Origin of the sequence: Kribbella voronezhensis, assembly GCF_004365175.1 — a bacterium.
Lineage (GTDB): Bacteria > Actinomycetota > Actinomycetes > Propionibacteriales > Kribbellaceae > Kribbella > Kribbella voronezhensis.
On sequence record NZ_SOCE01000001.1, the window covers coordinates 306,757 to 329,797 of the forward strand.

The 23,041-nt window shown below is 69.6% G+C and carries 23 protein-coding genes; 4 read left to right on the top strand and 19 right to left on the bottom strand.

The genetic code is table 11. The features are described 5' to 3' along the window. Positions 1-19: 19 nt before the first annotated feature. From EV138_RS01370 to hisI, 12 genes are read right to left on the bottom strand one after another with little or no spacing between them, the layout of a single operon-like run. On the bottom strand, positions 20-742 hold the full coding sequence (locus EV138_RS01370) for a VIT1/CCC1 transporter family protein (RefSeq protein WP_238157899.1): 723 nt from the start codon (positions 740-742) through the stop codon (positions 20-22). After that, positions 735-1,961, bottom strand: a complete 1,227-nt coding sequence (gene lgt, locus EV138_RS01375) for a prolipoprotein diacylglyceryl transferase (protein ID WP_133976650.1) — start codon at positions 1,959-1,961, stop codon at positions 735-737. Before lgt ends, EV138_RS01370 begins: the two co-directional genes overlap by 8 nt. A gap of 51 nt (positions 1,962-2,012) precedes the next feature. Beyond that, positions 2,013-2,699: a DsbA family protein gene (locus EV138_RS01380; protein ID WP_238157900.1), complete on the bottom strand. Its 687-nt coding sequence runs from the start codon at positions 2,697-2,699 to the stop codon at positions 2,013-2,015. Further along, positions 2,696-3,154: a MauE/DoxX family redox-associated membrane protein gene (locus EV138_RS01385; RefSeq protein WP_133976652.1), complete on the bottom strand. Its 459-nt coding sequence runs from the start codon at positions 3,152-3,154 to the stop codon at positions 2,696-2,698. The genes EV138_RS01380 and EV138_RS01385 overlap by 4 nt, the downstream gene beginning before the upstream one ends. Further along, the gene (locus tag EV138_RS01390) at positions 3,151-3,813 is read right to left on the bottom strand and encodes an SCO family protein (RefSeq protein WP_133976653.1); all 663 of its coding nucleotides are present in this window, start codon (positions 3,811-3,813) and stop codon (positions 3,151-3,153) included. The genes EV138_RS01385 and EV138_RS01390 overlap by 4 nt, the downstream gene beginning before the upstream one ends. A gap of 7 nt (positions 3,814-3,820) precedes the next feature. Beyond that, entirely contained in the window at positions 3,821-4,645 is an 825-nt protein-coding gene (trpA, locus tag EV138_RS01395; RefSeq protein WP_133976654.1) for a tryptophan synthase subunit alpha, read from the bottom strand. Further along, the gene (trpB, locus tag EV138_RS01400; RefSeq protein ID WP_133976655.1) at positions 4,642-5,850 is read right to left on the bottom strand and encodes a tryptophan synthase subunit beta; all 1,209 of its coding nucleotides are present in this window, start codon (positions 5,848-5,850) and stop codon (positions 4,642-4,644) included. Before trpB ends, trpA begins: the two co-directional genes overlap by 4 nt. 59 nt (positions 5,851-5,909) lie before the next feature. Beyond that, positions 5,910-6,716: an indole-3-glycerol phosphate synthase TrpC gene (gene trpC, locus EV138_RS01405; protein ID WP_112240824.1), complete on the bottom strand. Its 807-nt coding sequence runs from the start codon at positions 6,714-6,716 to the stop codon at positions 5,910-5,912. A 15-nt stretch (positions 6,717-6,731) separates the two neighbouring features. Continuing rightward, on the bottom strand, positions 6,732-6,995 hold the full coding sequence (locus EV138_RS01410; RefSeq protein WP_232828300.1) for an HGxxPAAW family protein: 264 nt from the start codon (positions 6,993-6,995) through the stop codon (positions 6,732-6,734). A gap of 53 nt (positions 6,996-7,048) precedes the next feature. After that, entirely contained in the window at positions 7,049-7,579 is a 531-nt protein-coding gene (locus EV138_RS01415) for a Trp biosynthesis-associated membrane protein (protein WP_133976656.1), read from the bottom strand. After that, positions 7,579-9,075, bottom strand: coding sequence for an anthranilate synthase component I (locus EV138_RS01420; RefSeq protein WP_202866589.1), 1,497 nt, complete (start codon positions 9,073-9,075; stop codon positions 7,579-7,581). The genes EV138_RS01415 and EV138_RS01420 overlap by 1 nt, the downstream gene beginning before the upstream one ends. Further along, complete coding sequence (hisI, locus tag EV138_RS01425) at positions 9,072-9,401, bottom strand: phosphoribosyl-AMP cyclohydrolase (protein ID WP_133976657.1); 330 nt, start codon at positions 9,399-9,401, stop codon at positions 9,072-9,074. The genes EV138_RS01420 and hisI overlap by 4 nt, the downstream gene beginning before the upstream one ends. Positions 9,402-9,531: 130 nt before the next feature. Between hisI and EV138_RS01430 the strand changes: the two genes are divergently transcribed. After that, entirely contained in the window at positions 9,532-10,644 is a 1,113-nt protein-coding gene (locus EV138_RS01430; protein ID WP_133976658.1) for a dipeptidase, read from the top strand. Here EV138_RS01430 and EV138_RS01435 read toward each other — a convergent pair whose 3' ends face one another. Next, positions 10,645-11,511 (bottom strand): GNAT family N-acetyltransferase, encoded by an 867-nt coding sequence (locus tag EV138_RS01435; protein ID WP_133976659.1) that lies wholly within the window; start codon positions 11,509-11,511, stop codon positions 10,645-10,647. A 118-nt stretch (positions 11,512-11,629) separates the two neighbouring features. Between EV138_RS01435 and EV138_RS01440 the strand changes: the two genes are divergently transcribed. Further along, positions 11,630-11,917 carry a Fe-S cluster assembly protein HesB gene (locus tag EV138_RS01440; RefSeq protein ID WP_133976660.1) on the top strand — a complete coding sequence of 96 codons (288 nt, stop codon included), beginning with the start codon at positions 11,630-11,632 and terminating at the stop codon, positions 11,915-11,917. Positions 11,918-11,981: 64 nt separating this feature from the next. Here EV138_RS01440 and EV138_RS01445 read toward each other — a convergent pair whose 3' ends face one another. Next, a complete protein-coding gene (locus tag EV138_RS01445) occupies positions 11,982-13,778 on the bottom strand; it encodes an ABC transporter ATP-binding protein (protein WP_133976661.1) in 1,797 nt (598 codons plus the stop codon). After that, on the bottom strand, positions 13,775-15,628 hold the full coding sequence (locus EV138_RS01450) for an ABC transporter ATP-binding protein (protein WP_133976662.1): 1,854 nt from the start codon (positions 15,626-15,628) through the stop codon (positions 13,775-13,777). Before EV138_RS01450 ends, EV138_RS01445 begins: the two co-directional genes overlap by 4 nt. A 125-nt stretch (positions 15,629-15,753) precedes the next feature. Between EV138_RS01450 and EV138_RS01455 the strand changes: the two genes are divergently transcribed. Continuing rightward, positions 15,754-16,395: a TIGR03085 family metal-binding protein gene (locus tag EV138_RS01455; RefSeq protein WP_133976663.1), complete on the top strand. Its 642-nt coding sequence runs from the start codon at positions 15,754-15,756 to the stop codon at positions 16,393-16,395. Here the strand turns inward: EV138_RS01455 and EV138_RS01460 are convergent, their stop codons facing one another. Genes EV138_RS01460 through EV138_RS01475 form a run of 4 tightly spaced genes read right to left on the bottom strand, consistent with a single transcriptional unit; the run spans position 16,396 to position 21,283 of the window. Continuing rightward, positions 16,396-17,007, bottom strand: a complete 612-nt coding sequence (locus EV138_RS01460) for a DedA family protein (RefSeq protein ID WP_133976664.1) — start codon at positions 17,005-17,007, stop codon at positions 16,396-16,398. Continuing rightward, a complete protein-coding gene (locus EV138_RS01465) occupies positions 17,004-17,771 on the bottom strand; it encodes an MBL fold metallo-hydrolase (RefSeq protein ID WP_202866590.1) in 768 nt (255 codons plus the stop codon). Before EV138_RS01465 ends, EV138_RS01460 begins: the two co-directional genes overlap by 4 nt. Positions 17,772-17,773: 2 nt before the next feature. Beyond that, entirely contained in the window at positions 17,774-19,903 is a 2,130-nt protein-coding gene (locus EV138_RS01470; protein ID WP_133976666.1) for an alkaline phosphatase family protein, read from the bottom strand. A gap of 60 nt (positions 19,904-19,963) precedes the next feature. Further along, a complete protein-coding gene (locus EV138_RS01475) occupies positions 19,964-21,283 on the bottom strand; it encodes a family 43 glycosylhydrolase (protein ID WP_133976667.1) in 1,320 nt (439 codons plus the stop codon). A gap of 159 nt (positions 21,284-21,442) precedes the next feature. Between EV138_RS01475 and dacB the strand changes: the two genes are divergently transcribed. After that, positions 21,443-23,014, top strand: coding sequence for a D-alanyl-D-alanine carboxypeptidase/D-alanyl-D-alanine endopeptidase (gene dacB, locus EV138_RS01480; RefSeq protein ID WP_133976668.1), 1,572 nt, complete (start codon positions 21,443-21,445; stop codon positions 23,012-23,014). Positions 23,015-23,041 lie beyond the last annotated feature (27 nt).

Genomic DNA, 23,041 nt, shown 5'->3' on the forward strand with positions numbered 1-23,041 from the left:
GACCCTAGTCGCGGGTGGGTCAGCCGGCGCCTGGGCCGACGAGGGTGCCGACGGCGTAGGTGAGGGCCGCGGCGGCGCCGCCGAGGAGGAGTTGGCGGAGGCCGGAGTACCACCAGGTGCGGCTGGTCACGCGGCTCACGACGGCACCGCAGATGAAGAGGGCGGTGAGCGACATGATCAGCGCGGGGATCACGTTGCCGGCACCAAGCAGGTACGGCAGGAGCGGGACCATGGCGCCGACGGCGAAGCAGATGAACGACGAGGCGGCCGCCACCACCGGTGAGGGCAGGTCGTTGAGGTCGATGCCGAGTTCCTCGCGGACGTGCTCTTCCAGCGCCTGGTCCGGGTTCGCGTGGAACTGTTTGGCGACCTGGTCGGCCAGGTCGGGGTCGAGACCCTTCTGCTGGTACGTCGCGGACAGCTCGCGCTCCTCGTCGCCGGGGTGGCGCTGGATCTCGCGCCGCTCGACCTCGATCTCGGCGCGGGCGAGTTCGCGCTGGGAGGCGACCGAGGTGTACTCCCCCGCCGCCATCGAGAACGCGCCCGCCGCGAGCCCGGCCAGGCCGGCGAGGATGATGAACTTCGAACCCGACTCGGTGCCGCCGTCCATCCCCGCGATCAGCGCGAAGTTCGACACCAGCCCATCCATCGCCCCGAACACGGCCGGCCGCAACCACCCACCGGTCACATCCCGATGGGTGTGATCCCCCGAATGCTCCGCAGAAACCTGAGCGTCAGTCACGATCCCCGTCAGCCTTCGACGAACCCTCCGAAGACGGCTGGACGGCCGTCTCGCCGCCAGACGGGGTGGCGCCGGACGCCGCCCCCGGTGTCGCAGCCGCCGGAGCCGCAGCCGCCGGAGCCGCGCCAGCGGCGCTCGCCGACCCCGCACCCGCGCCAGAGGCACTCGCCGGCTCCACACCCGTCCCCGCGCCAGAAGCGCTTGCCGGCCCGGCGGAGACGCTCGTGCTCGCGCCGGAGACGCTCGTGGTCGCGCCGGAGACGCTCGTCGGGGAGTCGTCGGTGGGTGCCGCACCGACCTTCGCGTCGACCTTCGGGGTGATCACCGGCTCCTCAGCCGGTACGTCGTCTTCGGCGGGCGCGTCCGGGGTCGGGGCTGGGGAGGTGACGTCTTCCTGGCCGGGGTTGGTGCGGGTGGTGATGACGAAGTAGGCGACGGCGAGGACGAACAGGATGAGTGCTGTCCACACGTTCAGCCGGAGGCCGGCGAAGTGGTTGACGGTGTCGATGCGCAGGTTCTCGATCCAGGCGCGGCCTGCGGTGTAACCGGCGACGTACAGGGCGAAGGCGCGGCCGTGGCCGAGTTTGTAGCGCTTGTCGACCACGATCACCAGCGCCACCACGGCCAGGTTCCAGATCGCCTCGTACAGGAAGGTCGGGTGGAAGGTGGCGAAGTCGACGTACCCTTCCGGCCGGTGCGCCACGTCGATCTTCAGACCCCACCAGTGCGTCGTCGGCTTGCCGAAGAGCTCCTGGTTGAAGTAGTTGCCGAACCGGCCGACCACCTGGGCGAGCGCGATCCCCGGCGCCATCACGTCCGCGACCGCCAGGAACGGCACCTTGTGCCGCCGGCAGGCGATCCAGGCGCCGAGCGCGCCGAAGGCGACCGCGCCCCAGATGCCCAGCCCGCCGTGCCAGATCTTCAGCGCGTCGATCGGGTGCTTGCCTTCGCCGAAGTACAGCTCGTTGTCGGTGATCACGTGGTAGATCCGTGCCCCGACCAGCCCGAACGGCACCGCCCACATGATGATGTCGGCGAGCACCTCGGGCGAGCCGCCCCGGGCGACCCAGCGCTTCCGGCCGAGCCAGTAACCGGCGAAGATGCCGATCAGGATGCAGATGGCGTACGCACGCAACGGCAACGGGCCGAGGTGCCAGACGCCCTGGCTGGGACTGGGGATGAACGCCGGTACGACCACGGCGGGGAGCTGACTAGTCATGGCAAGCACGAACGCTACTCGACCGCTCCCGGCGCGACCACCGAGAGCCGGTCACGATGAAGACTCGACTGCCGCCTTGATGCCGTCCGGTGTCAACTTGCCGGCATCGAGCTGCTTGCCGTTCACGAACACCGTCGGCGTACCGGTGACCTTGCGGTCGTTCGACGCGTTCGAGACCGAGTCGAGCCAGCCGGCGTAGCTGTTGCCGTTCACCGCGGCCTGGTACTTCGCGTCGTTGATCCCCAGTTGCGTGCCGAGCTGCATCAGCTGGTCGGTGGTCCAGGCCTTGGAGAAGTCGCCGTAGATCGCGTCGACGAAGCTGAGCGCCTTGCCGTTCGCGGCCGACGCGGCGAACGCGTTGGCCAGCCGTGGCGAGTCCTCCGGGCTCACGAACGCCAGCGGCCAGTAGGTGATGGTCGCCGTCCCGTCCTCGACCAGCTTGTCCAGCGTCGCACCGGTCGCGGTCTCGAACTCCTCGCAGTGCGGGCAGCGGAAGTCGAGGTACAGCTCGATGTTCGACTTGGCGCCGGTCTTGCCGACGGTGATGCCCTTGCCGTCGGTGCCGGGGCCGGTGATCACGGCGGGCTCGGGCCGGCCGTTCGCGGTCACCTCGACCTTGGAGTGCTTGCGCCAGTAGTCGACCCCGACCGCGGCGACGATGGCGAGCACCAGCACGACGACCACGACGATGCCGGGCGAGATCCGCCGGCGCCTCTCCTGCAACAACGGGTTACTCACAGCGCGACGACTCCTGTAGACGGTTCGAGTGCGAACTTGCTCTGCGGGGTGAACCACAGCCACCCCGCGAGCGCCAGCAGTCCGACGTCCCGCAGGATCTCCTGCAGGTACTTCGTCTGGCCGGGTGCGACCTGACCGCCACCGCCGAAGCAGCCGCAGTCGATCGCGAGACCACGAGCCCAGGCGGAGGACACCGCGGCGATGAAGATCACCAGGAAGACACCGGCGGCGAAGGCCGCCCAGCGGACACCGAAACCGACGATCAGCAACAGCCCGATCGCGATCTCCAGGAACGGCAGGATCAACCCGACGGGCGCGTCCAGCGAAGCGGGCAGCAAGTCGTAAGCGCGCACAGCCTGGGTCGCCGTCTCCGGATCGGCCACCTTGAGCGCGCCGGCCACCACCATGACGCCGCCCAGAACCAGCCGGGCGACCAGGGACAGCCAGACCTTCACTGGTTGTCCGCTACGAGCTTGCCGAAGTCGTGCGACAGGTCACCGATCGACGCGTTCGACAACCACAGCACGTTGGCCTTGTCGTTCGCCCCGAACCCGATCACCTGCGCGCCGTGGCCGACCTCGTACCCACCCGAGGGCAGCTTCTGCATCCCTTCGACCGGTACGCCGACCGCCTTCGCGATCTCCTTGATCTCCGGCAACGTCCCGGTCAGCCCGGTGAACGACGGGTCGAAGCGGTCCAGATACTTGCGGATCACCGGCCCGGTGTCGCGCGCCGGGTCCGTGGTGATGAACAGCATCTGGACCTGCTTGCGAACCGGCTCGTCCAGCTTGGTCAGCGCGGACGCCACGTCGGCCATGACGGTCGGGCAGACGTCCGGGCAGTTCGTGTAGCCGAAGAACACCAGCGTGACCGGCTTCTTCGTCGAGGTGACCAGGTTGAACTCGTTGCCGTCGGTATCGGTCAGCGACTTGGCCGGCAACGCGTACGGCCGGTCCAGCGTTGCCCCACGCAACCCGTTCGGGTCCCCGGCCGGCGTACGGATGATCGCTCCGCCAGGGTTGTCCGCCGTCTGCTTCTGACCGCCACTGCAGCCCACCAGGGCAAGCAGAGCCACCGCGGCGAAGAAGATGGCCGCGTTCCGGTTTCGACTCACAGCGGGACTAACGGTTGGCGAAGGTGCGGGGTTCCCGCCGGACGCCTTCGGCCAGGCTTTCGGTCAGTTCCCGTACGCCGGCAGGCCCGCCTGCGTCGAGCGCCTTCACGAAAGCCGAGCCGACGATCACCGCATCGGCGTACGCCGCGACGCCCGCCGCCTGGTCCCCGTTGGACACCCCCAGACCGACCCCGACCGGGATCCCGGTCGCCGCCTTGGTCCGGGCGACCAGCGGCGCGGCCAGGTCGGAGGCCTGCTCACGCGCACCGGTGACACCCATCACAGCGGTGGCGTAGACGAAGCCGCGGCAGTTCGCCGTGGTCAGCGCGATCCGGTCGTCGGTCGAGGACGGCGAGACCAGGAACACCTTGTCCAGGTCGTTCTTGTCGGCCGCCGCGATCCACTCGGCGCCCTCCTCGGGGATCAGGTCGGGCGTGATCAGGCCCGCTCCCCCGGCGGCCGCGAGATCCGCGGCGAACCGGTCCACGCCGTACCGCTCGATCGGGTTCCAGTACGTCATCACGAGCACCGGCACCGCGGAGTACGAGGCGACCTGCTCGACCGTGCTGAGCACGTCGCGCGTGCGCAGTCCCTGCGCGAGCGCGATCTCGGCGGCGCGCTGGATCGTCACACCGTCCATCACCGGGTCGCTGTACGGCAGGCCGATCTCGATCACGTCGGCACCGCCGTCGACCAGCGCCTTGATCGCGTCGACCCCGCCCGCGATGGTCGGGTAGCCGGCCGGCAGGTACGCGACCAGCCCGGCCCGGCCTTCGTCGTTGGCCTTCCGGATCGCCGCCCCTGCGTTGCCGACGGCAACCAACTCGCTCATTTGCTGCCCTCTGCGTCGATCAGGCCGAACCAGGTGCCGGCGGTGTCCATGTCCTTGTCGCCGCGGCCGGACAGGCAGACCAGCAGGGTCGCCTCCGGGCCGAGCTCCTTGGCGATCTCCAGCGTGCCCGCGATCGCGTGCGCCGACTCGATCGCCGGGATGATCCCTTCGGTCCGGGCCAGCAGCCGGAACGCCTCCATCGCGTCCGCGTCCGACACCGGCCGGTACGCCGCGCGCCCGGTCTCCGCCAGCCACGAGTGCTCCGGGCCGACGCCCGGGTAGTCCAGACCGGCCGAGATCGAGTGCGACTCGATCGTCTGCCCGTCCTCGTCCTGCAACAGGTAGGACCGGGCGCCGTGCAGTACGCCGATCTGGCCGGCCGTGATGGTCGCGGCGTGCCGGCCGGTCTCGTAGCCGTCGCCGCCGGCCTCGATGCCGAACAGCTTCACGTCCACATCGGGGACGAACGCGGCGAACAGGCCGATCGCGTTCGAACCGCCACCGACACAGGCGATCGCCGCGTCGGGCAGGCGGCCGAGGAGCTCCAGCGACTGCGCGCGGGCCTCGTCGCCGATGCCTCGCACGAAGTCGCGGACCATGGCCGGGAACGGGTGGCCGCCGGCCGCCGTACCGAGCAGGTAGTGGGTGTTGTCGACGCTGGCGACCCAGTCGCGCAGGGCCTCGTTGATGGCGTCCTTCAGCGTCCGGCTGCCGGTCTTGACCGGGATCACCTCGGCGCCGAGCAGCTTCATCCGGGCCACGTTCAGCGCCTGCCGCTCGGTGTCGACCTCGCCCATGTAGACGACGCAGTCGAGATCCAGGTACGCGCAGGCGGTGGCCGTCGCGACGCCGTGCTGGCCGGCGCCGGTCTCGGCGATCACCCGGGTCTTGCCCATCCGCTTGGTGAGCAGGGCCTGGCCGAGCACGTTGCGGATCTTGTGCGCGCCGGTGTGGTTCAGGTCCTCGCGCTTGAGCAGGATCCGGGCGCCGGCGACCTCGGACAGCCGGGTCGCGTCGTAGAGCAGGCTCGGCGTACCGGCGTACTCGCGGAGCATCCGCTCGAAGGTGTCGGTGAACGCCGGGTCCGCCATCGCCTCCTGCCAGGCCTTCGTGAGCTCGTCCAGCGGCGCGATCAGCGCCTCCGGCATGAACCTGCCGCCGAAGCGGCCGAAGTGCCCGAGTTGGTCAGGAAGCACAGCAGTCATGGTCAATCGCCTTCCAGTGCACGGTTTCCTCCACCGGGGTGGAGGAAACCGCGGACGTCTTAGTGACGCTGCTGGATGGCGGGGTGCGATCCCGCAGCGACGAGATCGGCGACCGAGGCGCGCGGATCGCGGCCGGTCACCAGGGTTTCACCGACGAGGACGACATCGGCCCCGGCGCGCGCGAACTCGATTACATCATGCGGCCCGCGGACCCCGGACTCCGCCACCCGGACCAGGTTGGTCGGGATCGACGGCGCGACCCGGGCGAAGGTGTCCCGGTCGACCTCGAGGGTCTTCAGGTTGCGGTTGTTGACCCCGATCAACTGGGCCCCGGCGTCCACCGAACGCAGGGTCTCCTCGGTGTCGTGCACTTCCACCAACGGGGTCAGGCCGATCGACGTGGCCCGCTCGATCAGCGAGACCAGTGCCTCCTGCTCCAGCGCGGCGGCGATCAGCAGCACCATGTCGGCGCCGGCCGCGCGCGCCTCCCAGAGCTGGTACGAGGAGACGATGAAGTCCTTGCGCAGCACCGGTACGTCGACCCGGCCGCGGACCGCGCGGAGGTCTTCCAGGCTGCCGCCGAACCGGCGCTGCTCGGTCAGCACGCTGATCGCTGCCGCACCGCCCTCGGCGTACTCGTAGGCCAGCGCCGCCGGATCGGCGATGTCGGCCAGCGCGCCCTTGGACGGGCTGGACCGCTTCACCTCGGCGATGATCGCGATCCCGTCGCCCCGGAACACCGGCATCGGGTCCTTGGCGTCGGGCTTGCGCTGCGCTTCCAGCTTCAGGTCGTCCAGGCTGACCCGCGCCTGGCGCTCCGCGAGGTCCTCCCGGACCCCGGCGAGAATGTCGTCAAGCACCGTCATGTCGTGGTCCGTCCGTCAGTGGTGGTCGCTGGACTTGGCACCGAAGCCGAGCAGCTGCATCACCTTGCCGACCAGACCACCGGCCACGGCGATCGCGGCGGAGATCCAGAACAACACCCAGTTCGGGCCCATCACCATCGCGATGGCGCCGAGGGTGAAGCCGACGAGCACGATCACCACAGCGGTCCAGGCCGCCGGAGTACTGCCGTGCAGGCCGCCTGCGTGAGCTTCTTCGCTCTCGTAAGTCGCCGCTTGATCCGCGGTCGTGTTGTCCACCATTGGCGCCACTCCTCGTTGTCGTCCCGTCCTATTGTGGCGGTACCCCGCCGAACTCAGATCGTCGGGTCCTCACCCGCGTCGATCGCCTTCCACTGATCGGCCGGTGTCGCGGCTGGATCACGCTCGTAGCGCGCCGTCGGACGCCGCCAGTTGTGCGCGGTCAGTACTGCGATCACGCCGGCCGCGAACAGCACCACACCGCCCGCGAGCGCGAGCCAAGGAGCCGGTCCGGTGCTCAGTACGACGTGGTCGGTCACCGCCTGGCTGAGCTCGGGCCGGAGCCTGCTCAACTCGTTGGCGTTGGGCCGCACCTGCAGGGCAACCCCGATCGCGGCGGCACCCAGGAAGACCAGCAGGCCGGAGATCACCCGGCGCAACGCCGTACCGGCGAGCTTCGTGATGATCACGGCCACCACTGCTGCCAGAGCCAGGGTCACCGGGGCGTGCGAAACCGTGTAGCCGCTGAAGTTCACCTTCGGGCGGCCGCTGCCCGGGTCGGCCTTCGACCAGGTCAGGTAACCCGAGAAGGCCAGCAGCACAAGGGCTACCAGCGTCAGCAGGTCGACCAGTCGTTGTGGGCGCATCAGATCTCGGCGAACGTTCCGGCGACGGCGATGGCGTTGAGGACCGCGGCGGCCTTGGTCCGGCATTCGGCGTCTTCCGAGGCCGGGTCGGAGTCGGCCACGATGCCCGCGCCGGCCTGGACGTAGGCGGTGGTGCCGCGAAGCACCGCGGTACGGATGGCGATCGCCGTGTCGGCGTCACCGGCGAAGTCGAGGTAGCCGACGACACCGCCGTACACACCGCGGCGGGTGACTTCGAGCTTGTCGATGATCTCCATCGCGCGGGGCTTCGGCGCACCCGAGAGCGTGCCGGCCGGGAAGGCGGCGGTGAGCGCGTCGAACGCGGTCTTGCCCGCGGCCAGCCGGCCCGTCACGGTCGACTCGAGGTGCATCACGTGGCTGTAGCGGCGGACGTCCATGAAGTCGATCACCTCGACGCTGCCCGGGACACAGACCTTGCCGACGTCGTTGCGCCCGAGGTCGACCAGCATCAGGTGCTCGGCGCGCTCCTTGGCGTCGGCCTTGAGCTCCTCCTCCAGCGCGTGGTCCTCCTCCGGCGTCGCGCCGCGCGGGCGGGTGCCGGCGATCGGGTGCAGGATCACCTTGTTGTCGGTGACCTTCACCAGTGCCTCCGGGCTGGAGCCGACGATGTCGAAGCCGTCCAGGCGGACGAGGTACATGTACGGGCTGGGGTTGGACCTGCGGAGCACCCGGTAGATGTCCAGCGCGCTCGCCTTGGTCTGCAGCTCGAACCGCTGCGAGACGACGATCTGGAACGCCTCGCCGGCCCGGATCTCCTCCTTGGCGGTCTCGACGGCCTCCCTGTACTCCGCGCTCGACCGCTGCCGATGCGGATCCGGCAGCGCGTGCCGATCGGCCTGCACGACGTACGACGGTGTCGGCTGGGCGAGGTCGCGCTCCATCGCGTCGAGGCGGCGGACGGCATCGGCGTACGACTCGTCGACGCGCTCGTCGGAGTCGTCCCAGTTGACCGCGTTCGCGATCAGCCAGATCTCGCCGGTCTCGTGGTCGAGCGCGGCCAGGTCGGTCGCGAACAGGAACGTCAGCTCGGGCAGGCCGAGGTCGTCGGTCGTTGTGTCCGGCAACCGCTCGAGCCGGCGGACCGCGTCGTACCCGAGGAAGCCGACCATGCCGCCGGTCAACGGAGGCAGGCCGGGGAGCCGGGGTGTGTGCAGGATCTCCAGGGTCTCGCGGAGCGCCTTGAGCGGGTCACCGGTCTGCGGCAGGCCGACCGGCGGGTTCCCGGTCCAGACGGCCTCGCCGTCGCGCTCGGTCAGGGTCGCGGCCGAGCGGACGCCGATGAACGAGTACCGCGACCAGACGCCGCCGTTCTCGGCCGACTCCAGCAGGAAGGTGCCCTCGCGCTCGGCGGCGAGCTTGCCGTAGACACCGATCGGCGTCTCGGCGTCGGCCAGCAGGCGCCGGGTCACCGGGATCACCCGGCGGTCCTTCGCGTACTCGCGGAACGTCTCCAGCTCGGGGGTGTTCACGCTCATGCGGTGACCTCGATCTCGCCGTGTTCGAAGCAGCTGCGGGTGCCGGTGTGACAGGCCGGGCCGTCGGAGTCGACCAGGACGAGCAGGGTGTCGGCGTCGCAGTCGACCAGGATCTGCTTGACCTGCTGGCGGTGGCCGCTCGTCTCGCCCTTCACCCAGTACTCCTGGCGGCTGCGCGACCAGAACGTGCTCCAGCCGGTCCTGGCGGTACGTCGGACCGCTTCGGCGTCCATCCAGCCGACCATCAGCACCTCGCGGGTGTCGTGCTGCTGCACCACGGCGGCGATGAGTCCGGCCGAGTCGAACCGCAGATCCTCGATGCTCACCAAGCTGTCCTTTCGATCTTCGACCCCGCTGTCCTTCCGCCCTTTCACACCCTCATTCTCGCCGATCCCGCCGACACTCCTGACCACGCGGGGGTGGTCCGGACGGACGCGGTCCTGACAGGATGGCCGGATGACGACGAGTGTTGCCCGGGTGCAGGGTCTGTTGCAGGACAATCCGCTGATCGACGGCCACAACGATCTGCCGATCGCCTTCTACGAACTGTGCGAGTACGACCTGGACGCGCACGACCTGAGCGTCGGCGTACCGGCGTTGCACACCGATCTCCCCCGGCTGCGGGTCGGCCAGGTCGGCGGGCAGTTCTGGTCGTTGTGGGTGCCCGACGACGACCACGCCGTGAAGCGGACGCTGGAGCAGATCGACTTCGTCCAGAAGATGGTCGCCCGCTTCCCCGACGCGCTCGCGCTGGCCGACACCGCCGACGAGGTCGAGGCGGCGTTCAAGGACCGCAAGGTCGCCTCCCTGATGGGGATGGAGGGCGGCCACTCGATCGACAGCTCACTGCCCGTACTGCGGGTGATGCGCGCGCTGGGCGTGCGGTACATGACGCTCACCCACAACAACAACGTGCCGTGGGCCGACTCGGCCACGGACGAGCCGGTGCTGGGCGGGCTGAACGACTTCGGCGAGGACGTCGTCCGTGAGATGAACCGGATCGGCATGCTCGTCGACCTCTCGCACGTCTCCGCGGACACCATGCGCGACGCGCTCCGGGTGACCAGCGCGCCGGTGATCTTCAGCCACTCGTCGGCCCGCGCGGTCTGCGACGTACCGCGGAACGTGCCCGACGACGTCCTGCAGACCCTCGCCGCGAACGAAGGCGTCTGCATGGTCACCTTCGTCCCGTACTTCGTCTCGCAGCCCTTCGTCGACTGGGTCGCCGAGGCGAAGCAGGCGACCGGCTCGACGGACCTCGACCCGCTCCGCCCGGCCGACCAGCGCAAACTGGCCGAGGCGTTCGACAAGCCGAGGCCGCAGGCCACCCTGGAGGACGTGGTGGCGCATGTCGAACACGTCCGCGAGGTGGCCGGCGTGGACCACATCGGTCTCGGCGGCGACTACGACGGCTGCCCCGAATTCCCGACCGGCCTGCCCGACGTCGCGTCGTACCCGACCCTGTTCTACGCCCTCGCCGACCGCGGCTGGAGCGACGAAGACCTGGTGAAACTTGCCGGCGGCAACATCCTCCGGGTCCTGCGGGACGCCGACGAGGCCGCCGGCTAGTCAGCTGTCGCGGACCTGGTCGCGGGTTTCGGGGAGGGCCTCGAAGCCCGCGGCGCGGTAGGTGGCCACCGCGCCGACGTTGAAGCTGGGGGTGCAGACGACCGCGCTCGAGGCGCCGAGTTCGCGGAGCATGGCGGCTGCGGCGAGGGTGATGGCCTGGCCGTAGCCGTTGCCGCGGTGGTCCCGGTGGACGCCCATCGGCTCCAGCAGTCCGGGCCGGCCCGGACCGGCCGACCAGACCGTGACGGCCGCAACCGGCTCGCCCTGGGCATCCCTGCCGACGAGGCAGCGCGCAGCGGCGTACGGCGCTCCGGCCGCCATCGCGTGCCAGCGCTCGTCGGTGAACGTCGACCCGTCGAACGAGGCGCGCTGCACCGCCGTACGGACCGGCGCGTTCTCCGGCCCGACCACCTCCACCGCCAGACCGCTGTCCTCGACCGGCGCCGCCAGATCGCGCCGCAACGGTGTCCATGGCTCCTCGACGCCCCAGCCGTCCTTGGCCAGCAGATCCTTCACCCGGGCACCGGTCGGCGACTCCACGTACACCCGGCCCTCGATCAGTACGCCGCGGGCCGGGTCGACCAGGTCCTCGACGAGTTGCTGAGCCAGTTCGTCGTCCTCCAGCGCCTCCGGCGCGATCGCCAGCCGGAGCAGATCGGGCTCGTCCAGCAACCCGATCGCGACGGTCTCCCCGTCGCGCTCCCACACCCGGGTGGCCGCCGCGGTCCGCTCCGCACCGAAGCGCCAGAACCAGCCGAGATCCCCCGGGTGCAACTGCACCGGCGCCGCCTCCGCCTGCCACTGCGCGAGCGTCGCCGCAGCCCCCGCGAGCCCGTCCACCGACGGCGTCCCCAACCAGATCGTCATGCCCCCATCCCACACCACCCCCGGCTCCTGCCGCACCCGGGTTTCCGCGGCGGCGATGTTTGCGGGTTCGAGGAAAGGGCACGGGGCTGACTCAGTGAAAACGAGGCTAGGAGTTGTTGTGCTTACCCTGACTGAGAACGCCACCTTGGTGATCAAGAGCATCACGGGGGTGGAAGGCGCTCCGGACGGTGCCGGAGTCCGGATCTCGCAGGAGAATCCGGCCGAGCCCTCGCTGGCTGTGACAACCACCGACGCGCCGCAGCCTGGAGATCAGGTGGTCGAGAACAGCGGTGCGCGGGTGTTCCTGGAGCAGAACGCCGCCGGCGCCCTGGACGACAAGATCCTCGACGCGGCGGTGGACGACAAGGGCGGGGTCGAGTTCCTGCTGGTGCCCCAGCCCTCCTGAGCGATTGAAGACGGCCCCGCTCCGCGCAGTTCTGACAGGGTGCGCGGGGCGGGGTCCTGCTCGTTCAGCCGGCCGAGCGCTGCGCGATCCAGCTGTCGTGGAGCTGGCTGTACACGCCGCCGGCGGTGACGAGCTCGACGTGCGGGCCTCGCTCCACCACCCGGCCGTCGTCGAAGACGAGGATCTCGTCCGCCGCCTCGGCGGTGGAGAGACGGTGCGCGATGATCACCGAGGTCCGGCCGGCCATCAGCCGCTCGAGGGCCGCGTTCACCCGTACTTCGGTGCCCGGGTCCACCGCGGAGGTCGCTTCGTCGAGCACCAGCAGGTCCGGATCCGCGATGTTCGCCCGCACGAGCGCCACCAGTTGCCGCTCGCCCGCGGACAACGACTCACCCCGCTGACCCACCGGCGAATCCAGCCCGTCCGGCAGCGACTCCAGCCAGTCCGTCAGCCCGAGCGACTCGAAGGCCGCGAGCAGTTGGGCGTCCGTCACCTCCGGTCGCCCGAACCGGACGTTGTCGGCCAGTGACGAGTCGAAGAGATACCCGTCCTGCGGCACCATCACGACCCGCTCGCGCAGGGACGAGAACGCGATCTCGCGCGCGTCCACGCCGTCGAGCAGAACGGCACCCGAGGTCGGATCCATCAGCCGCGTGAGCAACTTGGCGAAGGTAGTCTTCCCCGAGCCGGTCTCCCCCACGACAGCCACCCGCCGATGCGGTTCGAGCCGCACCGAGACATCCCGCAGTACCAGTTCCCCTTCTGGATAAGCGAAATCGACACCGTCGAACTCGATGGTGATCGGTCCGCGGTCCTGCGTGACACCGTCCGCTCCCGGGTCCACCACATCAGCCGGCGTCGCGATGACACCGAGCACGCGACGCCAGCCGGCGAAAGCGCTCTGCGCGTCGGTCAGCACCTGCGTCGCGATCTGGACCGGGTCGGAGAACAGCGCGACCAGGAACATGAAAGCCAGGATCTCGCCGAGCGTCGCATGCCCGTCGACCCCGAGCAGCACCCCGGCCGTCAGCACGCCCGCGTTCGCGAGCCCGGCCGCGAGACCACCGATGGAGAACGTGATCCCGGTGATCGCCTGCGCCCGCGTCGAGGTCCGCCGGAACTCCTCGATCGAGGCGTCGATGCGCTGCTGCGTCCGCCGCTCGATCGCGTAGGCGCGCACCACCTGCGCCCCGACCACCGGCTCGGCGATCGCGGACAGCATCTCGCCGACCTTCGCCCGGACCACGCCGTACGCCGCGGACATCCGGGCCTGCAGGAACCGCAGCGACGCGAACAGCGGGATGAAGCAGACCAGCACGACGAGCGCGAGCTGCCACGAGTAGACGAACATCACGACCGTCGCCAGCAGCATCTGCCCGAGGCTCACCAAGAAGATGAACCCGCCGAACTGCAGGAACTGCGACACGGTGTCCACGTCGGAGGTCACCCGGCTGACCAGCGCGCCCCGGCGCTCGGTGCTCTGCGTCAGCACCGGCAGGTCATGGACGTGCCGGAACGCCTTGATCCGCATCGTCGCGAGTCCACGCTCGGAGTTCGTCGCGAGCCGCACAGTGGTGAAGTACGACGCGACCGCGGTGATCAGCACGCCGCCGAAGCAGACCACGCACATCCACGCCACGAACGACATGTCCGGACCGCCCGGCCCCGACAACCCCTTGTCGATCGTCTGCTGGACGGCGATCGGTACGACGATCCGCCCGGCCGTCATCGTCAGCGCGAGCAGCCCGGTGATCCACCAGCCACGGGCCAGCTCGGGCGACACCCGCAGTCCCTGGCGCAACGTCTCCAGGCCGCCGGCCTCGTCGCCATGGTCGAGCCGGGTGGCCTCTGCGGCGCTCACGCGGATGCTCCTTCCGAGTCCAGATCGTTCAGTTCAGCGGCCAGTTCGGCCTCTTCCTCACGGCGCGCCGCATCCTTCTCGTACGCGTCCACCAGCTCCCGGTACGCCGCCGACCGCTCCTGCAACTCCAGGTGCGAGCCGTGCTCGGCGATCCGGCCCTCGTCGAGGAACAGCACCTCGTCGGCCAGCGAGATCGTCGCCTTGCGATAAGCGATCACCAGCACCGTCGTCGCCGCTTCGGACCCCTGTACGGCGGTCCGTAGGCCGGCCAGGATCCTGGCCTCCACCTGTGGATCGACGGCCGAGGTCGCGTCGTCGAGGATCAGCAGCCGCGGTCGGCGTACCAGCGCCCGGGCCAGGGCGATCCGCTGCCGCTGGCCGCCGGACAACGTCGTACCGCGCTCTCCGACCTTCGTGTCCAGCCCGTGCGGCAGTGACTTCACGAAGCCGTCGCCCTGGGCGACCCGCAGCGCGTCCCAGACCTCCTCGTCGGCGTAGTCGCCGCCGAGCGTGAGGTTGCCGCGAATCGTGTCGTCGAAGAGGAACGCGGTCTGGGCGACCAGCGCGACCGACCCGGCCAGCTCGCCGGGGGCCAGCGTCCGCAGGTCCACCCCGTCGACCTCGATCGAGCCTTCTTCAGGATCGACCAGCCGGGTCAGCAACGTCGTCATCGTCGACTTGCCGGACCCGGTCGGCCCGACCACGGCGACCGTCCGGCCGGGCTCGACGCTGAACTCCACCCCGGCCAGCACATCGCGATCCGGCAGGTACCCGAAGCGAACCCCCGACACGTCCAGCCGAGCGGCCGCCGACGACGTCAACTTCGCGTCGCCGTACTCCATCCCACCCTCGGCGGTGAGCACCCGCTGCACCCGGTCCCAGCCGACCACGGACCGCGGCAGCTCACCGAGCACCCAGCCCAGCGCCCGGATCGGGAACCCGATCAGCGTGAACAAGAAGGCCACCTGGACCACGTCACCCGCGTCGGCCGCGCCGGACCTGACCCGGCCGACCCCGACCAGGAGGACGAGCAGTACGCCGATGCGCGGCAGCCCCTCGATCACCGGGTCGAACGCGCCGCGCGCCCGGTTGACCGCGATGTTCGCGTCCTGCAGGGCGAAGGTCGGCGTCTTGAACCGCTCGGTCTCGGCCGCCTCCCGGCCCAGCGTCTTCACCACGAGGGCGCCGTCGAACGATTCGTGCGCGACCTCGGAGACGGCAGCGCGAAGCTCCTGGGCGCGGGTGGCGAGCGGCTGCAGCGTGCGCTGGAAGATCACGTTCGCCACGAAGACCATCGGGAACACCAGGCAGCCGACCAGCGCGAGCCAGGGATCGGCGGCGAACATGGCGACCGTGGCGAAGGCGAGCATCGCGATCACGCCGACGGCCATCGGCAGCGGAGCGATCGGATACCAGGTCGACTCGACGTCGGCGTTCGCGTTCGACAGCAACTCGCCGGTCGGGTGCTTGTGGTGCCACTCCAGCGGCAGCTTCAGGTACTGCCTGGTGACGCGCTGCCGGTACGTCGCCTGCAGCCGGTACTGCATGACGCCGGCCCCGACCCGCCGGCCGACCACGCCGATCGCGCGCAGCACCGCGATGCCGAGGAACAGCGAGATCAGCGACGCGACCGCGCCGAAGGTGGTGTCACCGCGCTCCAGGGCCGGCCGGATCACGTGGTCGGTGGACCAGCCGAGCGCCCAGCCGTCGGCGACCGTCATCGCGCCGTACAGCGCGCTGGCCAGGACCGAGAAGGCGAAGACCCACGGCTCCTCCCAGATCGCGACCCGCAGGACCGCGAACCCGCGCCGGGTCACACTCCCCTTGCTGGGAACTTTCGGCAACGGCACGCGAACATCCTTACGACGGCACTGTCAGGGGCGTAGCCAGCCACAGGACTGACAACGAATGACAATACATTTCGAGCGAAGGGATTTTCATTCTGCCATTCGTCGACGACAACTACGATCGAGTTGTGACCGACTACAGCCGGGTAGAGCGACTTGCACTGTGTGACCTCTTCGACGCGGTCGGGCCCGATCAGCCGACGCTCTGCGAGGGCTGGACCACCTATGACCTCGCGGTCCACCTGTACGTCCGGGAGGCCGATCCGCTGGCCGGCCCCGGGATCATGATTCCGGCGCTCTCCGACACCACCGAACGGCGGATGGCGCGCGCGAAGGCGAAGTACTCGTTCAGCGAGATCGTCGACAAGGTCCGCACCGGACCGCCGGCGTTCACGATCTACTCGATCCCCGGCCTGGGCCACAACCTGAACACCACCGAGTACTTCGTCCACCACGAGGACGTCCGCCGTGCCGTCGCCGACCACACCGTCCGCGACCTCCCGGCCGGACAACAGGAAGGTCTGTGGAAGGCCGTTCGGCTGGCCGCCAAGAGCATGACCCGCAAGGCTCCGAGCGGTCTCGTACTGCGCCGGCCGGACGGCACCGAGTCGGTCGCGAAGAAGCCGACCGACGAGGGCTCGGTCACCGTCACGGGTGAACCCGCCGAACTCGTCCTCTTCTGCTTCGGCCGCCAAGCGGTCGCCCAGGTCGAACTCACCGGTGACCCCGCCACAGTCGAACGCATCAGGACCGCGTCGTTCGGCGTCTGATCATTCGGCGTCGGTCGCCGGCTCTCCGGTGGGCCGCCTCGCCGCGGACTTCCGCCGGAGCCGCTGGACCAAACTGCTGACCACCGTGGTCAGCAGCACCAGCACGATCGCCGCCACCACGCCCTGCCACGGCTTGTCGAAGAGCGCGTAGCCCAGCAGTCCGATCGCCATGTAAACAGCGGACCACAGCGACGACGCCGCCAGGTCGACCACCGCGAACCGATGCCAGCGATACCCGGCGAGCCCGGCCGCCAGCAGCACCGGCACCCGACCGCCCGGGATCAGCCGTGACGTCAGCAACACGCTGATCTCGTGCTCGGCGAGCCGTTCTCGCAGCGCGTCGAGCGACGCGTTGTCGCGCAACCAGCCGATCCTCTTGGCGAGTCTCTCGCCACCCGCACGGCACCCGGCGTACACGATCAGGTCGCCGGCGTACGCGCCGCCCGCACCCGCGATCAGTACGCCGATCAACCCGATCGGGTTGCTGTGCGAAGCCAGTACCGCGCCCGCGGAGACAGCCGCGCCGGTCGGCAGCACCGGCAGGACCGCGCCGATCAGGACCGCCCCGGCGAGCGCGACCAGGTACAGCCAGCCGAAATCGTCGCCCGTCATCGATGAACCACCTCGGTCGACTCCCCCGGCGCCAGCAACTCCACCCGCACCTCCGGATCCAGTGCCGTCATCGCTGCCTCGAACCGCGAACCCGGCGGCAGGAACAGGTCCGGCTTGAGCCAGTCGCACCCGATCGGCCAGAACGTCCCGAAATGCACCGGTACGGCGATGCGCGCGCCCACCCGGCGTACTGCCTCGGCCGCTCGCACCGGGTCCAGATGCCCAGGGCCGAGTGAGGGCCCCCAGCCGCCGACCGGCACGAGCGCCAGGTCCACCGGGCCCGCTTCGGCCGCCAGGTCGTCGTACAGGTCGGTGTCGCCCGCGAACCACACGCTCGGACTGCCCTCGACCCGGTAGCCGAGCGCAGGTCCCTCGTGGGCCGACCAGGGCAATCGACGGCCGTCGTGCGCGGCCGTCACGGCAGTGATGTCCAGCCGGCCGATCCGCACTTGGTTGCCCGCGGCAACTTCAATGCAGCGGTCGGCGACGTCCTTCCCGCAGTCCTGCTGGATCAGCTTCGCCGCACCCCGCGGCACGACCAGGGCGGCATCGGACGAGACCAGCGGCAGCGAGGTGAGATGCAGGTGATCGGCGTGCAGATGGGAGATCAGTACGGCGTCGCAGTCTCCGGCCTCCGGCAGCGGAGACGGGCCGCGGCGGCGGCGGAGATGGGCGATCCGCGAGGTCAGCACCGGGTCCGTCAGCAGCCGGGTGCCGTTGTCCTCGATGGTGGTGGTGGCGTGCCCCCACCAGGTGATCCGCACTCTCAGGCCTCCACGGTCGCATCGGTCGGGGCCAGTTCCTCGGCGGCCTCGAAGCGGCGATGGCCGAGTTGTTCGAGCCAGCTGATCAGCAGGTGGTGCACGGCGTCGGAGCCGACCGGTGGCTCGTCGACGACGAACCGGCGCGGGTGGACCAGCATCGCCTCGGTCTGCCAGCCGCCGATGCCGCCGTGGCAGCCGACGAGTTCCTCGAACGCAGCCACCTCCTGGGTGTACTCGTCGACCCGGCTGATCACCACGATGTCCCCGTTGTGCGGCATCTCGGCCTGCCGCAGCATCGAGGCGGCCGCGTGTTCGCCGTACGCCGTGAGCGGGTCGATCCCCTCGATCCGGCCCGACCGGAGGACGTGTACTCCGGCCCGCCCGACCGCCACCGGTCCCTCGGCCAGCGAGTCGACGACAACGAATCCGATCCCGGGGTGTGTCGCCAGGCCGGGGATGAGCCTGGGGTGAAGCAGCTCGATCTCCTCCAGCGGCACCCGGCCCGGCGTGGTCGCCAAGTAGATGAGGGCCAGGTTGCCGGACGCGGTGACGACCATCTGCTCGTCGGGAGCAACCGCCGGCTCGCAGTCCTTCGGGCCCAGCTCGACCTCACCGCGGGACGCCTTGCCGTGCAGCGCCTTGCGGGTGACACTGCCGGCCACACTGCGCCGCAGACTCAGCTCGGTCAGGAAGGCGTTGACCGGTCCCCAACCTTCGGACTTGCCGGTCGCCGCCACCGGTTCCTTGGTCGTGTCGACCAGGTCGTCGACGACCTGGGTCAGCGTCCGCCCGTACCGCTGCAGGAAGGTCGATCCCTGGCTCTGGCCGTGGTCGGACAGCACGACGACCTCGTACGAGTGCGGCAGCGTGTCGATGATCCGCCTGAGCGCCCCGAGCACCCGGTCGAGACCTTCGAGGGTCTGCAGGGACTCCGGCCGGGTCGGGCCGGCGTGGTGCGCGACCTCGTCGTAGTCGACGAAGTCGCAGTAGATCACCGGCGTGCCCTTGACCAGCTCGTCGGTGATGAGTGAGACGTTCAGGTCGCGCAGCAAGACGTTCGAGATGGCTCGCAGGAAGATGTACGAGCCGCCGCGCTTGACCCGCGGGATCAGGTTCCGCCGGCGCTGCCTGCGCGCCTGATGCAGCTCCTTGATCATCTCGCCCACGCACAGCACCAGGCCGCGGGCGGCACCCTGCGGGCTGGAGAAGAAGCGGACGTACCCACGGCTGCGGCCGTTCGGCAGGGCGGCCCGGCTGAACACCAGCACCGAGTGCTCGGCGTCGCCGGACCAGTTGTTGCTGATACTCGCCCCGCCGTCGGCGAGCAGGCCGCGGCCGGTCGACATCCGGGCCTCGATCTCGGCCGCGTCGCGGGCCCGGTTGGTCACCATCACCCGGCTGGTTTCCTTCTCGTACCAGCGGAACGCCGGGATCTGCCCCGACCCACCGTGCAAGATGCCGGCCTGGCTGGCAGGAGTGGTCGCCGGTACGCCGGTATGCCAGCCGACCATCGAATGGCTGCCGTCCCGGATCCAGCCGCCCAGATGCGGCAGGTTGCCCGACATCACCATCCAGTTGAGCAGTGGGGCGGACAACCCGTCGAGCTGGATGATCAGCATCCCCGTCTTCGGCGCGGGCTGCAGACGTCGGGCCCGGCGACGGACGACCCGCATCACCTCGGACACATAGGCGTCGTCACTGCCGGCGTACGCGAGCCAGCCGACGAACGCGCTGACCGAGGACATCACGATCGACACCAGCACCGGCGCCTCGACCCCGCCGTGCAGTTGCACGCCCGGATCGATCGTGACACCGAGGTAGACCACCCAGAACTGGGACAGCAGGCCGCCGATCAGGACACCGACCGAGCCGATCAGGATCGCGACACCGGCCAGGATCCAGCGCATCACCAGCCCGATCACCGCCAGCAGCACCACCAGCCGCAGGATCGGGAGCCGCCCGTTGCTGCTGATCTGCGGCAGCGTCCAGAACGTGATCACCAACGAGATCAGCGAGGCGAGCGCGCCGTAGAACATCGCCTGCAGACCACGCGTGGTGCGACGCAGATCGAGCCAGCCCGGCGACCGGCGGCGCGGCCGGTCACCGGGGAGCTGTTCTGGTGGTTTTGCCATCAGGCGGTCCGGACTCCCCGTGAGCAGTGTGGTTCCGGACCGAGCCTACTGGGGTGACGCTCACTGCAGCTCGAGGTAGTCCACTTCGGCGTACAGATTGCCCTTGGTCAGGCGGACCGTGTTCCAGCCCGCAGTGAGCGTGATCTGTACTGCGGTCTGCTGCCAGTTGTCCCAGCCGGTGACCGGATAGTTGACCACTCCCTGACTGTTGCCGTTGACAACCACGCCGTGGCTCGAGGTCGAGCCCATCCCGTTCGCGTAGCCCACCCACAGCGTGTAGCCACCGGCGGTCGGGGCCAGGAAGGAGACCTCGACCCACGAGTCCGCGTAGTCGATGTAGGCGGCGACGGCTCCCCCGGACGCACCTGCTGCGCCGGTGCGGACCACGCAATGGTTCAGCGTGCCACGCTCGGCCTCGGTCCGGACCCGGCTGCCCCGGACCACGGGGTAGTCGTTCGCCCAGCCGACGTCTGCGACGTACAGGTGCCGGGAGCCGTTGACCCAGCCGTGCACGAACACCTTGCCGCTGCTGTTGAAGTCCGCGCCACCTGGACCGCAGATGTGGTTGTCGAAGGTCGCCGTGGTCATCAGTGGGCGGTATGCGGTCGTCCACGGGCCACTGAGGCTGGGCGAGGTCGCGTACGAGGTGAGGTAGTTGCAGTCGTTGTAGCCGCCCCCGGAGAAGAACAGCACGTACTGGCTGCCTCGCTGGACCAGGTCGGGCGCTTCGATCACACCACTCGACGTGAGCATCGCGGTGTTGCCGCCGACGAGAGTCGTGCCGTTGTTCGCAGTACGGGTGAGCCACAGCGTGGACGGCTTGCCGATCGCGTTGCCGTCGTTCTTCCAGACCAGGTACCGGGTGCCGTCGTTCGCCACGAAGGTGTTCGCGTCGATCGCGCCGCCGAGGTCCAGCGGGCAGATCAGTGGCTGCGTGCCGACCGGCGTGAACGGGCCGAGCGCGGAACTCGCGGTGGCAACGCCGATGCACTGCCGGCCGGACGCCTTGTGCCAGGCGGTGTAGGTGAGGGTGAAACTGCCGTCCGGGTTCGGGTAGACGTCAGGCGCCCAGGTGCGGCCGGGCTGGGCCCAGGCCGCGGACGGGCCGGCCGGCATCGCGTCGCCGCGGATCGTCCACGGCCCGTTGGCTGCCGGCGCGCTGGCCACCGGCACGTTCCCCCGACCGCTGTTGGTCGAGTACGCGTACCAGGTGCCGTTCTTCTGGAACACATCCGGATCCGGGAAGTCCTCCGCGATCACGTCGGCCGGGAACACCGCCGCGGTCGTCTTCTGCACCTCCCGTACCGCGGCCTGGGCGGGCGTGAGCACGGTCAGTAGCGTCATCGCCGCGGTCACGGCGGCAAGCAATCGTCTGGTCATCGAAGCACTCCTCAGGTGGGGCGGAACCTGTGCCACCAACTTTTCCATCGATTCACCTGGAACGCGAGGGGTCGTACTTCGGCCAACCGCTGGACCGCTGCGGCTTGGCGGTGGAGACTCCCGGGTAGTTGGTTTCCGCCTGAAGCCTAGGAGTTCGTCGTGAAGTTCTTACCAAGAGTGTCGTCGCGTGGGTTGGTCGCCGTCGCCGCCGCCGTCGCGGCCACCGCCGGGTTGGTCACGCAGTCCGTGGGAGCGCCCGCCCCGGCCGCAGTACAGGCCACGCCGTTGCAGCAGCAACTGGACACGTTGCTGCAGGATCCGCGGTACGACGGATCGCAGGTCGGTCTCGTCGTCCGGGACGCGACCACCGGGGAGACGTTGTACGACCACGACGGCGGCAGCCGGCTGCTGCCTGCGTCGAACACCAAGCTGTTCTCCTCGACAGCCGCGATGCACACGCTCGGAGCGGACTACCGCTTCCACACCGACGCCCTCGCGACCGCACAGGTCACGGCCGGGAAGCTGCGCGGAAACCTCTATCTGAAGGGTTTCGGCGACCCGACCTCACTGGAGTCGGACTACGTCGGACTCGCCCAGCAGCTCGCCAAGGCCGGCATCCGGCGGATCGACGGTGACCTGATCGCCGACGACACGTACTTCGACAAGGTCCGCCTCGGCGACAGCTGGGCCTGGGACGACGAGCCGTTCTACTACAGCGCCCAGATCTCCGCGCTCACGCTCGCTCCGAACACCGACTACGACTCCGGTACGGCGATCGTCGAAAGCCGGCCCGGTGCCACGGTCGGGGCGCCGGTGAACCTCACCCTCGTACCGGCCAACGACGTGATCAAGCTGGTCAACACGGCCACCACGGGTGCCGCGGGCTCCGCCAACACCCTCACCATCGAGCGCGACCACGGCACCAACATCGTCCGCGTCACCGGCTCGGTCCCGGCCGGCGCCGCCGTCGGCCAGGAATGGGTCACCGTCTGGGAGCCGGAGCTGTACGCCGCCGACGTGTTCCGCCGCGCCCTGACCGCTCAGGGCATCAAGGTCGTCGGCCACCTCCGTACGTCGGCCACCCCGGCGACCGCTCGCCGGCTGGCACGCGACGAGTCGATGACGGTCGGGGAACTGATGACGCCGTTCCTCAAGCTCTCCAACAACATGCACGCGGAGACCCTGGTGAAGGCCATGGGCGCAGTGGCAGCCGCGAGTGGTAGTTGGTCGGCGGGCCTCGACGTAGTGACTGACTACGCGCAGAGCGTCGGCGTCGACACCAGCAAGATCCGGTTGTCCGACGGCTCCGGCCTGTCGCGCAAGGTCAACGTGACCGCCAAGAGCGTCACCGACATCCTGCTCGCCGCCCAGCACGAGCCGTGGTTCCAGCAGTGGTACGACGCGCTGCCGATCGCCGGCAACCCGAACCGCTTCGTCGGCGGGACCCTGCGCAGCCGGATGGCCAACACCCCGGCCGCGAACAACCTGCACGGCAAGACCGGTTCGCTGACCGGGGTCACCGCACTGTCTGGCTACGTGACCACCAAGGACGGCCGCAAGCTGGTGTTCTCGATGATCAGCAACAACTACCTGAGCAGCCCCCGCTCGGTCGAGGATGCCGTCGGTGTCCTGCTCGCCTCCTGGACCGACCAGGCTGCAGTCACCGCGATCAAGCCCAGTCTGTCCCGAACCGCCGCCGACACCTGCGGCGAATGGGTCAAGGCCTGCTAATCCGTTGGACAGCGCGGCGGTCCTTCC